The following is a 13,585-nucleotide window of genomic DNA, read 5'->3' as shown; positions in this document are numbered from 1 at the left end:
CCTTGTTAAATAGACAGCGTATACTGGAGTAAATACATTATAGCCGTTTTTTTAATTTAAGGACTGTTTCTTCATCGGGTGTAACATAGACTGTTTGCTGATTATCATAAATCACAAAGCCAGGCTTTGCTCCTGATGGTTTTTTTACATGGCGTACACGGGTAAAGTCGACGGGAACCGAGCTGGAATTACGTGCTTTACTAAAAAATGCTGCAAGAACTGCCGCTTCTTGAATGGTTTTCTCTGTTGGTTCTTTGCTTCGAATCACCACATGTGATCCAGGAATATCTTTTGTATGCAGCCAAATCTCATCACGGGCTGCCAATCGATTGGTTAAATAATCATTTTGTTTATTGTTCTTGCCGATGATAATTTCAGTCCCATCAGAAGCTAAATAATAATCTAAGGCAGGTTTTTGATTTTGGTTTTGTTTTTTCAACTGCTTTTTCTGTCTGTTTCGAATATAGCCCTCTTCAATTAATTCATCGCGGATTTCAGCAACATCTTTCGGTGAGGCTGTTTCAAGCTGCTGAATAAGCGCATCAAAATAACGGACCTCTTCTATTGCTTTATCAATTTGCTCCTTAACAATTTCAATGGCATTTTTTGCTTTTTGGTATTTGGTAAAATACTTTTGAGCATTCTCAGAAGGTGTTTTTAATGAATCAAGCGGGATTCGTACAGTTGAACCATGTTCGTCATAATAATTCACCACTTCGATTTCATTCTGACCCTTTTGTACAGCGTATATATTGGCTGTTAACAATTCACCATATAATTGAAACTCTTGGGCTTTATTCGCTTCATGTAAAGTCTCTTTCAACTTAGCAATTTTTTTCTCATTTTTTTCTTTCTCATTGAAAACTAAACGTTCAATATCATTTGCCTGCTGTTTGACACGATCGCGTTCTGCCTTTCCAAAATAATAGCGGTCCAACATTTCACCAAGGGTTGTAAATGATTTTACATGATTACTTTGCGTGCTTTCGAGTGGGAATAAATAAAAGTTTTCTTTACCATTAATTTCCATGATGGAAGGGGAATACTCATGATGTTTAATGTGATTCATTAGCTTAAGAAATGCTTTTGGCAATGTATTTCGATTGACCAGACCGGCCCGAAAGGTAATTTCTTTTGCAACTAAAGGTGAAAGTCCAGCATATTCGCTGACAAGCTGCTTATCTAGTTTGCCACCGTTGAAATCTAGACGTCTTAATAGGTCCTGTTCATCAGCTTCAAAAGGGTTCGTTTTATCTTGCTCTGGCGGAAAGATGTATTCATGTCCTGGAAGGACCGTTCGATATGTATTTATAGCTGCTGATACATGCTTAATGCTGTCAAGAATCATATTTTTGTTACGGTCTACTAAAATGATATTACTATGACGTCCCATAATTTCCACAATCAGCTGCTTATAGGAAATATCTCCGATTTCATTTCTTCCTTTAATATCAAAAATAATCATCCGATCAAGTCCAATTTGATGGATATTCTCCAAAATATACCCTTCTAAATGCTTTCGTAAAAGCATACAAAACATTGGAGGGATAGATGGATTCTCATATTCTTCTTTCGAAATATGGACTCTTGCATGCGACGGATGTGCAGAGAGTAATACCTTTTGATTTTTCCCGTTTGCTCTTACGACGAGAATAATTTCATTTTTATACGGTTGGTGTACTTTATTGATTCGGCCGCCTTGGAGTGAATCTGCAAGTTCTTTAACCATTGCCCTGGTAAATAAACCATCAAACGACATGACAAACATCCTTTACTTAATAAACTTTGATAGTAGTCTAGCACAAGCGGCCAGCTTATCTAAGGCTAAGACGCTTCCGCTATCTTTGCTAATCTATCTTTAAATGTACAAGTTGTTTGATTGAAGTGCAACTATATTAGCATTTTTTTGGACAAGAGTGAATAAGCTTTCCTTAGATGCAGAAAAAGTTATCTATCTAACTAAATGAAAGGCTTCCCGGAGTATGGCACTAGGCTTCGGTTACGCTTTTCATATTTAAGGGGGAAGTGAGATGGCGGGATGAAGTACCATGAGATGAACACGAAAGAGGTAGAGGAAGCGCTAAATACAGACCTCTCGTCAGGATTATCAAGTGCAGATGTTAAACAAAGGTTGAAGCAATATGGACACAACGAATTAGAAGAAGGTGAAAAGCAGTCTGCCTGGTTGTTGTTTTTCAGTCAATTTAAAGATTTTATGGTGCTTGTTTTATTAGCAGCGACCCTTATCTCTGGTTTTTTAGGGGAATATATTGATGCAATTGCAATCATTGCAATTGTTATTGTGAATGCTTTTCTTGGCTTTTTTCAAGAAATAAAGGCGGAAAAATCACTGCAGGCTTTAAAAGAACTCTCTGCACCGCAGGTACAAGTGTTAAGAGATGGACAATGGATTAAAATTGCTTCAAAAGAAATTGTCCCCGGTGATATATTAAAATTCTCAAGCGGGGATCGAATCGGTGCAGATTTACGCTTGATTGATGTGAAAAGTCTTGAAATAGAAGAATCGGCATTAACCGGTGAGTCACTGCCTGTTTCAAAAATGACAGATGAACTACCCGCAGAAAATCTCGGTATTGGTGATATGGCCAATATGGCCTTTATGGGCACAATGGTGACAAGAGGAAACGGAATGGGGGTTGTTGTCGGGACGGGTATGAAAACAGCGATGGGGCAGATTGCTGATTTACTCCAAAGCGCTGAATCAATGACAACACCGCTGCAGAGACGATTGGAGCAGCTTGGAAAAATATTAATCGTAACAGCACTCTTCTTAACCGCTCTTGTTGTTATTGTTGGTGTTATTCAAGGTAATGATTTATATACCATGTTTTTAGCTGGAGTTTCCCTTGCTGTTGCTGCTATTCCGGAAGGACTTCCAGCCATTGTCACGGTGGCTCTTTCTCTAGGTGTTCAGCGGATGATTAAGCAAAATGCCATTGTTAGAAAGCTCCCAGCTGTTGAAACCTTAGGTTGTGCTTCTGTCATCTGTTCAGACAAAACTGGAACCATGACACAAAATGAAATGACGGTTACGCATTTATGGAGCAGCGGCCAAACATGGTTTGTTGACGGGGTCGGTTATGAGCCAAGAGGAGATTTCTACCATAAAGATGAAAGAATAGATGTTCATAACGAGAAAGCATTGCAGCAGATGCTCATGTTTGGTATGTTATGTAACCATGCAGAATTAATTCAAAAGAAAAAGGAATATATTGTTGACGGGGATCCGACTGAAGGAGCGCTCCTTGTTGCCGCCATCAAAGCAGGATATAATCGAGCGGATCTATTAAATGAATTTAGCATCGTTCAGGAATTTCCATTTGATTCAACAAGGAAAATGATGAGCGTGATTATTAAGGACCCGAATGGCAGGCAGTTTGTTGTCACAAAAGGAGCGCCTGATATTCTGGTAGGAAAAAGCGAAGCGATTCTTTGGAATGGCAAAAAACAACTGTTATCACAGGATGCAAAGCAAACTGTTCAGTCTGCCATCAATGAGTTAGCGTCAAAAGCTCTCAGAACGATTGCTATCGGATTTAAGGAAATCCCTGCGCAGACAATGGTTCTTGATGAAAAAGAGGCAGAAAAGAGTTTGACCTTTATTGGTTTGCAGGGAATGATTGACCCGCCGCGTCCAGAAGTAAAGCTCGCTGTTAAGGAATGTAAGGATGCAGGAATTAAAACGGTTATGATAACAGGTGACCATGTTATAACAGCAAAAGCTATTGCGAAACAGCTTGGGATCCTTTCAAATCAATCAAAGGTGTTAGATGGACCAGCTCTTTCAAATATGTCACTTGAGGAACTAGAAGATGTTGTGGAAGATGTATCTGTATTTGCGCGTGTATCTCCAGAGCATAAATTAAAAATCGTCAAAGCATTGCAAAATAGAGGTCATATTGTCGCTATGACGGGTGACGGTGTCAATGATGCGCCTGCTATTAAAGCAGCAGATATTGGTGTTGCAATGGGGATTACTGGTACAGATGTGGCTAAAGAGTCATCTGCTTTAGTATTGCTTGATGATAATTTTGCTACCATTAAAGCGGCCATTAAAGAAGGGCGTAACATTTACGAAAATATTCGCAAATTTATCCGTTACTTACTAGCCTCCAACGTTGGGGAAATTCTTGTGATGTTATTTGCGATGTTATTAGCATTGCCATTGCCTCTTGTTCCAATACAAATCCTATGGGTAAATTTAGTTACAGATGGCTTACCAGCGATGGCACTTGGTCTAGATCAGCCAGAAGGAGACGTGATGAAACGAAAGCCGAGAAGTCCAAAAGAAGGAGTGTTTGCAAGAGGGTTAGGCTGGAAAATCATATCAAGAGGCTTCTTAATAGGATTGGTTACTTTGCTTGCATTTATGTTTGCGTACAAGGACAACCCGGATCACCTTGAATATGCGCAAACAGTTGCATTTGCTACATTAGTATTAGCGCAATTAATTCACGTATTTGATTGCCGAAGTGAAAAATCGATACTTTCACGTAATCCATTTGGGAATAAATATTTAGTATGGGCTGTCATTTTGTCACTGTTGATGGTGCTTGTTGTGATCTATTATCCGCCTCTTCAGCCTATTTTTCATACTGTTCCAATTTTAGCTTCTGACTGGTGGATTATAACTGGGTTAGCGGCAGTCCCAACTTTTTTACTTGCGGGTTCATTTTTACTGCGAAAAACAAAATGAAATATGTTATAATTTCTTAGGTAGTAGAGATATCTCTATTACCTTTTCTTTCGTAAGCCAAACTACCTCCACTTTTTTATAAATAAATGCTAACATAATAATAAAACATCAGATGAAAATGAGCATGAAAAGTCTCCTGACGCTTTAGGAGCAGATTGGATGTGGTCTTAATGGTTATGAGTATGACAGGATTTGGGAGAAGTAAAAAAAATACTGATTCTTTTTCTGTTTCAGTCGAAATAAAAACGGTAAACCATCGGTTTTCAGAATTTTATATTCGAATGCCCCGTCAGTTTAATAAAATAGAAGATAGAATTAAAAAGAAGTTGAGCTCATTTATACATAGAGGAAGAATAGAAGTTTATGTGACGGTTGAGGGAGAAGGAATTGTTAATCGAAAAGTCTTGGTCGATTGGAATCTGCTCGATCATTACGTACAGGCAATTGCCAGCATCAAACAAAAATATGTTCTTGAGCACGGTTTATCACTCCAGGATTTACTCAGTAGGGAAGATATTATCAGTATTGAAGAAGAAGAAACTGGTGATGAAGAACTTGAACAGATTGTTCTCGAAGCAGTGGAGGAGGCGGCTGGTTCAGTCATTCAAATGCGCAAAGCTGAAGGTTCTGCGCTAGAAAAGGATATAGGTTCACATTTACATATTTTCGAGGGTTTGGTGGCAGCAATTACAGAGCTCGCACCGTCTGTCGTCAGAATGTATCGTGAGAAATTAACAAAAAGAATACATGAATTTGTCGGTGATCAAGTTGATGAAGCTCGTATTCTTACTGAAGTAGCGATTTTTGCTGATAAAGCAGATATTAATGAAGAATTAACCAGGCTGAATAGCCATATTAAGCAGTTTGGGAAAATTCTTACTTTAAATGAGCCGATAGGCAGGAAACTTGATTTTCTTCTGCAGGAAATGAACAGAGAAGTAAATACGATTGGTTCAAAAGCAAATGATTCCGAAATTGCCAGAGTAGTGGTTGAGATGAAAAGTATCCTTGAAAAAATGAAAGAACAGGTACAAAACATTGAGTAGTGCTTGTTTAAAAATAATTGTCAGGGTGAAACTAATTAACTGATATAGGAGGAAAATCAGGTGATTAAACTGATTAATATCGGCTTCGGCAACATTGTTTCTGCCAACCGGATCATTTCTATCGTGAGTCCTGAATCAGCACCCATTAAAAGAATTATTCAGGATGCACGCGACCGTGGTTCATTAATTGATGCAACATATGGCAGACGAACGAGAGCTGTCATTATAATGGATAGTGATCATGTGATTTTAAGTGCAGTGCAGCCTGAAACGGTTGCACATCGTTTAAATGATCGGGATGAAATATTGGATGAAGGGTAGGACGAAATGGATGCATGAAAAAGGGCTATTAATTGTATTATCCGGACCTTCGGGGGTAGGGAAAGGAACGGTAAGAAAAGAAATCTTTTCACAGCCAGATACAAAGTTTGAATATTCTATTTCAATGACAACGAGATCTCCACGCGAAGGGGAAGTTAACGGCGTGGATTATTTTTTTAAAACCCGGGAAGAATTTGAACAGTTGATTGAACAAGGTAAACTGTTGGAGTATGCAGAGTTTGTCGGCAATTATTATGGGACACCGGTAGACTATGTTCGTGAAACTTTAAATAAAGGAAGAGATGTTTTCCTAGAAATTGAAGTTCAAGGAGCACGACAAGTACGTGAAAAGTTTCCTGACGGATTATTTATTTTTCTCATGCCGCCAAGTCTGACAGAATTAAAAAATCGGATTGTGACAAGAGGAACCGAAACAGAGGATATAATAAATAACCGTTTAAATGTAGCAAAAGAAGAAATTGAAATGATGCACTTATATGATTATGTGGTCGAAAATGATCAAATTGATCTTGCTTGTGAGCGCATAAATGCAATTGTTGTGGCAGAGCACTGCCGCAGAGAACGTGTAGAACCAAAATATTTAAAAATGTTGGAGGTAAAGTAATATGTTAGATCCATCAATTGATTCTTTAATGACAAAAATAGATAGTAAATACTCTTTAGTATCGGTTGCAGCTAAGCGGGCACGTCAAATGCAATTAGGAGAATCCACACTATTAAACCGTTATATTTCTCATAAAAATGTGGGTAAAGCACTAGAGGAAATTAATGCTGACAAATTGATTTATCGCTTAGCAGATAGAAATTTAGGTTCAAGGTATGAATAAAAGGAAGAAAGGGCTGACCATGTCAGACCCTTTTCTTTTGCATTATGACAATGCAAAGGTGTGAATGTGTTGTAGAATACTGTAAATGGGGGTCAGATCTATGCTAAATGGAAAAAATATTTTATTGTGTGTCACAGGTGGCATTGCTGTATATAAGGCGGCAGCTTTGACGAGTAAACTCACCCAGGAAGGTGCGGATGTGCGTGTCATTTTAAGCAAATCAGCTTGTGAATTTGTAGCGCCACTAACCTTTCAAGCTTTATCTCGAAATGATGTGTATACTGACACCTTTGACGAAAAGGATTCCAAAAAAATAGCCCATATTGATTTGGCTGACTGGGCAGATATCATACTTGTTGCCCCGGCGACAGCTAATATCATTGGTAAACTGGCAGGCGGAATTGCGGATGATATGATTTCGACAACCTTACTCGCTGCAACAGTTCCTGTCTGGATTGCTCCGGCAATGAATGTTCATATGTATAGCCACCCTGCAGTACAAAGAAATATGGCTGCTTTATTAGAATATGGCTATTCGTTTATTGAACCTGGTGAGGGGTACTTAGCGTGCGGGTATGTTGGAAAAGGAAGACTAGAAGAACCAGAGAACATTGTTGCAAAAATAAATGCGTTTTTTCATCAAAAGGATGAAAGGCTTTCAGGTAAAAAAATAATAATCACAGCCGGCCCAACTAGAGAAAAAATTGACCCTGTTCGCTACCTGACAAACCATTCAACAGGAAAAATGGGTTATGCCGTTGCAGAGGAAGCAGCAAAAGCAGGTGCTGAAGTGATTTTAATATCCGGTCCAGTTTCACTGGCACCGCCGCAAGGGATACATGTTGTAAAAGTAGAGAGTGCACAGGAAATGTATGAAGCGGTTATCAGCCAATATAATGATGCTGATATTGTCATTAAGTCAGCTGCTGTTGCCGATTATCGTCCGAAGAATTATGCGGATCATAAAATAAAAAAACAGCCTGGAGAACAAGTGATAGAACTAGAGCGAACGAAGGATATCTTAATGGAGCTTGGTCAAAGAAAAGACAAGCAGCTCTTGATTGGATTTGCTGCTGAAACAGATCATGTCAGTGAATATGCGAGAAAAAAATTAACGAGTAAAAATGCTGATATGATTGTTGCAAATAATGTAAAAACAGAAGGGGCAGGTTTTGGAACGGATACCAATATCGTAACTTTTTACAGAAAAGACGGGGTAACAAAGGAGTTTCCTATTCTATCAAAAAAAGAAGTAGCAAGTAAAATTATAGATGAAGTATGTTTGCTTATGAAGGAACAGCGTTAATGGCAGTGGCAAAAGTGATTGTTGATGTACCGGCAAAGCAAACAAACAGACCCTTTGACTATAGGATTCCTAACAGGCTTATGAATGTCTTAGTGCCTGGAATGCGTGTGATTGTTCCTTTTGGTCCCCGTAAGGTTCAGGGGTTTGTGATTGAAATTGCCGAAAAGTCACAATTTCCAAAGCTAAGAGAAATCAGTGAGTTGATGGATATTGAACCGGTATTGAACGAGGAACTTCTTTTACTGTCGGATTGGTTAACTGAAAAGACGTTATGCTATAAGATTTCTGCTTTTCAAGTGATGCTTCCTCCTGCATTAAAGGCAAAATACGAGAAAAAGGTAAGATTGAAAAACCGCTCACATCTTGCCATGCTGCCCTCTGTTTTACAATCCCTTTTTTCTAATGGTGACGTCATTAAATGGGAAGAAGTAAGTAAAGGAAATGAACTTTCGTTATTACAAAAGGAAATTGCAAACGATGTGCTTGAAGTTTTATATGAAGTGAAAGAAAGAGTAAAAAAGAAAACAATAAAGATGGTTGCACCAGCTGTCACAAACAAAGAATTGCAGAAGATTCGTTCGGAGTTTCCAAGCCGCAATGTGAAGCAGCTAAAATTGATTGACCATTTTATTGAACACCATGAGCCGATGGAAAGACAAAAAGTTATGTCCATCTTAGGGGTTTCAAGTGCTGTGATTAAGGGGCTGCTTGAAAAAGGTATCTTAACGGAACAAACAAGGGAGGTTTATCGTGATCCCTATAGGGACCGTGATATTGAAAAAACGGAGCCTTTGCAGTTGACTAGTGATCAGTCACAGGCTATTCAACCGATTTTAGCTGCGTTAGAAGAGAAAAAACATGATGTCTTCCTCTTATATGGAGTAACTGGCAGCGGAAAAACCGAAGTATATTTACAATCAATCCAACGTGTGCTTGAGGATGGGCGGGAAGGCATTGTCCTTGTACCTGAAATATCATTAACAGCTCAGATGGTCAATCGCTTTAAAGGTCGTTTTGGAGATAGAGTAGCAGTTCTTCACAGCGGATTATCAGTAGGAGAAAAATATGATGAATGGAGAAAAATACAACGAAAAGAAGTCAAAGTGGTTGTAGGTGCACGTTCAGCTGTCTTTGCTCCGTTTGAAAATTTAGGGATTATTATTATAGATGAAGAGCATGAAACGAGCTACAAGCAGGAGGATAACCCAAGGTATCATGCACGTGACGTAGCCATTGAAAGGGCTAAGCGTTACAATTGTCCAGTTGTATTAGGCAGTGCGACACCTTCGTTAGAAACATTCGCCCGTGCGAAAAAAGGTGTCTATCAGCTCTTAACCTTATCAAAACGAATGAACGAGCGTCATTTGCCCCATGTGGATATTGTCGATATGCGTGAAGAGCTAAGAGAAGGCAATCGTTCGATGTTTTCTCGTGTACTGCATGAAAAAATACAAGACCGTTTAGAAAAAAAAGAACAGACTGTCCTGTTTTTGAATAAGCGCGGGCATTCTTCCTTTGTGATGTGTCGTGACTGCGGGCTTGTGCTGCAATGTCCTAATTGTGATATTTCTTTAACCTACCATCGCTTTAATCAGCAAATGAAATGTCATTATTGTGGTTATGAATCAATTGTTCCGACAACCTGTCCGGAATGTGCCAGCGACCATATTCGTTATTTCGGGACAGGTACACAAAAGGTTGAAGAAGAAATTGCGAAAGTCTTTCCTGGGGCAAGAGTGATTCGGATGGATGTTGATACAACATCTAGAAAAGGGGCACATGAAAAGCTGTTAACGCAATTTCAGGAAGGACGAGCTGATATTTTGCTGGGTACGCAAATGATTGCAAAAGGCCTTGATTTTCCTAATATTACATTAGTTGGTGTATTATCAGCTGATACGATGCTTCATCTGCCGGATTTTCGGTCATCAGAAAAGACCTTTCAACTATTAACACAGGTAAGTGGTCGGGCAGGAAGGCATGAGCTGGCAGGTGAAGTGGTGATTCAAACTTATACGCCTGAGCATTATAGTATTGAGCTCGCGGGTGAACAGGACTTTGATCAATTTTATGAGCGGGAAATGATGATTCGAAAGGTTCATAAATACCCTCCGTTTTATTATATTGCCTTAATAACAGTCAGCCATGAAGAATTGATGAAAACAGTAGATGTAACGGAGAAAATAACGGGGTTTATTACCTCGAGGTTGTCAAATGAAGCCGTCGTTTTAGGTCCTGTTGCATCTCCGATTCCAAGATTGAATAATCGGTACCGCTATCAGTGCTTGATTAAGTATAAACGTGAACCGAAATTAACGGATGTCCTAAAAACAGTTCTCGATCATCATCAACAGGATATGCACCAGTCAGGTCTTCAAATAGCCATTGATAAGAATCCTTATATCCTCATGTAGACAATAAATTGTATATTAAATGTTATGATTCAAGAAAATTGGAAAAACTATTAAGAAAATGTAGAGCTTGTATAGAGGCAGACAGCCTAAGACTTTGGGTCCTTAGCCGCAAGGGCTGGACGTAAAAATGGAAAAACAGGGGAGGAACTAAATTGGCAGTTAAAAAGATTGTCATGCACCCGGCGGAGATATTAGAACAGCCGTGTAAACCAGTAACAGACTTTAGTAATAAGTTGAAGAAGCTTTTGAATGATATGTATGATACGATGATTGAATTTGATGGTGTCGGTTTGGCGGCACCGCAGGTTGGTGTGGATGAGCAAATTGCTATCGTTGATATTGATGACGGCTCAGGCACGATAGAAATGATTAACCCGGAAATCCTTGAAACAAAGGGTGAACAAACGGGTGTTGAAGGATGTTTAAGTTTCCCTGGTTTGTATGGGGAGGTAAGCCGTCCTTATTATGTAAAAGTAAAAGCACAGGACCGGAAAGGGCGAACGTTTACACTCGAAGCTGAAGATTTTCTTGCTCGTGCCATACAGCATGAAATCGATCATTTGCATGGCATCTTGTTTACATCAAAGGTAACTAGGTATATAGATGAAAAAGAACTTCAGGAGGTGGAGGAAGAATGACCAAAATTGTATTTATGGGAACACCGGACTTTTCTGTACCGGTATTAAGAAAAATTATTGAAGATGGCTACGATGTGATAGGAGTCGTCACCCAGCCAGACAGGCCTGTAGGCAGAAAGAAAGTTTTAACACCACCTCCAGTTAAAGTTGAGGCGTTAGAACATGGGATACCGGTATTTCAGCCGGAAAAAATCCGGCGTCCTGAAGAATTACAGCCTATATTGGACTTGCAGCCAGACTTGATTGTGACAGCAGCCTTTGGTCAAATTCTGCCAAAGCAGCTTCTGGATGCTCCTCGGTATGGCTGTATCAATGTTCATGCATCTCTTTTGCCTGAGCTTCGCGGCGGTGCCCCGATTCACTATGCAATCCTGCAAGGGAAGGAAAAAACGGGTATCACAATTATGTATATGGCTGAAAAACTAGATGCCGGGGATATCTTAACACAGGTAGAGGTAGCTATTTTAGAACAAGATAATGTAGGTACAATGCATGACAAACTGAGTGAAGCAGGTGCCGAACTATTATCAGACACATTGCCAAAGCTTATTAATGGGGAATTGACACCCATTCAACAAAATGAAGAGGAAGCGACATTTGCATCTAATATTAAAAGGGAGCAGGAGAAGATTGATTGGACGAAGTCTGGGGAAGAAATTTATAACCACATTCGTGGACTAAACCCTTGGCCTGGAGCCTATACAACGCTGCAAGACAGTGTGTTGAAAATTTGGCAGTCTGAAAAAATTCCATTACAAGTAAATGAAGCTCCTGGAACCATTGTCAGAATTGAAGAGGATGGATTTATCGTCGCAACAGGAAATCAGATATCTGTAAAAGTCAAGGAATTACAGCCGTCTGGTAAGAAAAAGATGACTACAGGTCAATTTTTAAGAGGCGCTGGAAGTGATTTGACCATAGGTATACGATTAGGGGATTACTATGAAAAATAAACGGAAAAATGTTCGTGAAGCAGCACTTGAGATTTTGGAGTTAATCGAAAAAAATCAATCCTATAGTAACCTCCTTTTGAATAATGTCATTAAAAAAAATGAGCTCGAATCAAAAGACATTGGTTTATTAACGGAATTAACGTACGGTACCCTGCAAAGAAAAATGACGCTTGATTTTTATCTATCACCTTTTTTATTGAAAAATAAAAAAGTGGAAAATTGGGTTAGACAATTATTAAGGATGACCGTTTATCAAATGGTGTATTTAGATAAAATACCGGACCGGGCGGCAATATTTGAGGCTGTCGAGATTGCTAAAAAACGTGGGCATAAAGGAATTTCCAGTCTGATTAATGGTGTCCTCCGAAGTATCCAAAGAGAAGGGATTCCTTCCTTTGAGACAATTGAAGATCCAACAGAGAGGCTCTCGGTATCAACAAGTCATCCGCTTTGGCTTGTCAAACGCTGGGTCCAGCAATTTGGCTATGAAAACACGAAAGAGATGTGTGAACTAAATTTAACAGCCCCTGTCATGACTGGCCGTGTGAATACAACGAAAATAAGCCGGGATAAATGTCTAGCACTTTTAGAGGAAGAAGGTTTTGCAGTTGAAGCAAGCCCAGTTGTACCTGAGGCAATTCTTTGCTACAAAGGAAATCTGGCAAACTCCGAAGTATTTAGACAGGGATTCTTAACAATTCAAGATGAAAGCTCCATGCTAGTTGCTCTTTCTCTTGGCGTTAAAGAGAATCAGTATGTGCTTGATGCCTGCGGGGCACCCGGAGGCAAAACTACTCATATTGCAGAGAGATTACATGGTACAGGTGAGGTAATTTCTCTTGATTTACATGAACATAAGGTTAAGTTGATACGTGAAAATGCCGAAAGACTAGATTTGCCGAATATAAAAGCAAAAACACTTGATAGCCGTCATGTTCAAGAGCATTTTGAAAAAGAATCCTTTGACCGTATTCTTCTGGATGCTCCTTGTTCCGGACTTGGTGTTATGAGAAGAAAACCAGATATTAAATACACAAAAAAAGAAGAAGACGTATTTCAACTGCAAAAAATTCAAAAATCATTAATAGAATCTGTTTCCCCTTTATTAAAAAAAGGTGGTATTCTAGTTTACAGTACATGTACAATTGATCAGGAAGAAAATCAGCAGGTGGTTGAAGAGTTTTTAAGACAGCACGCTGAATTTGAAAGAGACTTAACAGTAAGAGATCGAATGCCTGATAAAATAAAACCATATGTAGAAAACGGTGAAATGCAAATTTTACCGCAGTATATGAATTCAGATGGTTTTTATATTGCTTGTTTAAGGAAGAAGGGGTAAATG

General features: G+C 39.1%; 11 protein-coding genes. 10 read left to right on the top strand and 1 reads right to left on the bottom strand.

The features are described from left to right. Positions 1–37 precede the first annotated feature (37 nt). Positions 38–1,759 carry an Rqc2 family fibronectin-binding protein gene (locus F4V44_RS08595; protein WP_150439582.1) on the bottom strand — a complete coding sequence of 574 codons (1,722 nt, stop codon included), beginning with the start codon at positions 1,757–1,759 and terminating at the stop codon, positions 38–40. Between the two features lie 279 nt (positions 1,760–2,038). Here F4V44_RS08595 and F4V44_RS08590 point away from each other — a divergent pair, with 279 nt between their 5' ends. From F4V44_RS08590 to rsmB, 10 genes are all read left to right on the top strand, one after another. Continuing rightward, a complete protein-coding gene (locus tag F4V44_RS08590) occupies positions 2,039–4,717 on the top strand; it encodes a calcium-translocating P-type ATPase, SERCA-type (protein WP_150439581.1) in 2,679 nt (892 codons plus the stop codon). Between the two features lie 170 nt (positions 4,718–4,887). After that, positions 4,888–5,763 (top strand): YicC/YloC family endoribonuclease, encoded by an 876-nt coding sequence (locus F4V44_RS08585; protein WP_150440100.1) that lies wholly within the window; start codon positions 4,888–4,890, stop codon positions 5,761–5,763. 60 nt (positions 5,764–5,823) lie between these two features. Further along, complete coding sequence (gene remA / locus F4V44_RS08580; protein ID WP_150439580.1) at positions 5,824–6,084, top strand: extracellular matrix/biofilm regulator RemA; 261 nt, start codon at positions 5,824–5,826, stop codon at positions 6,082–6,084. A 10-nt stretch (positions 6,085–6,094) separates the two neighbouring features. Then, a complete protein-coding gene (gene gmk / locus F4V44_RS08575) occupies positions 6,095–6,709 on the top strand; it encodes a guanylate kinase (protein ID WP_150440099.1) in 615 nt (204 codons plus the stop codon). A 1-nt stretch (position 6,710) separates the two neighbouring features. Beyond that, positions 6,711–6,932: a DNA-directed RNA polymerase subunit omega gene (gene rpoZ, locus F4V44_RS08570; protein WP_150439579.1), complete on the top strand. Its 222-nt coding sequence runs from the start codon at positions 6,711–6,713 to the stop codon at positions 6,930–6,932. A 100-nt stretch (positions 6,933–7,032) separates the two neighbouring features. Then, on the top strand, positions 7,033–8,238 hold the full coding sequence (gene coaBC / locus F4V44_RS08565; protein WP_150439578.1) for a bifunctional phosphopantothenoylcysteine decarboxylase/phosphopantothenate--cysteine ligase CoaBC: 1,206 nt from the start codon (positions 7,033–7,035) through the stop codon (positions 8,236–8,238). Continuing rightward, positions 8,238–10,652, top strand: coding sequence for a primosomal protein N' (gene priA / locus F4V44_RS08560; protein ID WP_150439577.1), 2,415 nt, complete (start codon positions 8,238–8,240; stop codon positions 10,650–10,652). The genes coaBC and priA overlap by 1 nt, the downstream gene beginning before the upstream one ends. Before the next feature lie 152 nt (positions 10,653–10,804). Continuing rightward, complete coding sequence (def, locus tag F4V44_RS08555; RefSeq protein WP_150439576.1) at positions 10,805–11,290, top strand: peptide deformylase; 486 nt, start codon at positions 10,805–10,807, stop codon at positions 11,288–11,290. Further along, on the top strand, positions 11,287–12,243 hold the full coding sequence (fmt, locus tag F4V44_RS08550) for a methionyl-tRNA formyltransferase (RefSeq protein WP_150439575.1): 957 nt from the start codon (positions 11,287–11,289) through the stop codon (positions 12,241–12,243). The genes def and fmt overlap by 4 nt, the downstream gene beginning before the upstream one ends. Continuing rightward, entirely contained in the window at positions 12,233–13,582 is a 1,350-nt protein-coding gene (gene rsmB, locus F4V44_RS08545) for a 16S rRNA (cytosine(967)-C(5))-methyltransferase RsmB (RefSeq protein ID WP_150439574.1), read from the top strand. Before fmt ends, rsmB begins: the two co-directional genes overlap by 11 nt. Positions 13,583–13,585 lie beyond the last annotated feature (3 nt).

This window comes from Niallia endozanthoxylica (genome assembly GCF_008710145.1).
GTDB classification, from domain to species: Bacteria; Bacillota; Bacilli; order Bacillales; family Cytobacillaceae; genus Bacillus_BD; species Bacillus_BD endozanthoxylica.
The sequence above is the reverse complement of the archived record's forward strand: the minus strand, read 5'-3'. Positions and strand labels throughout refer to the sequence as shown.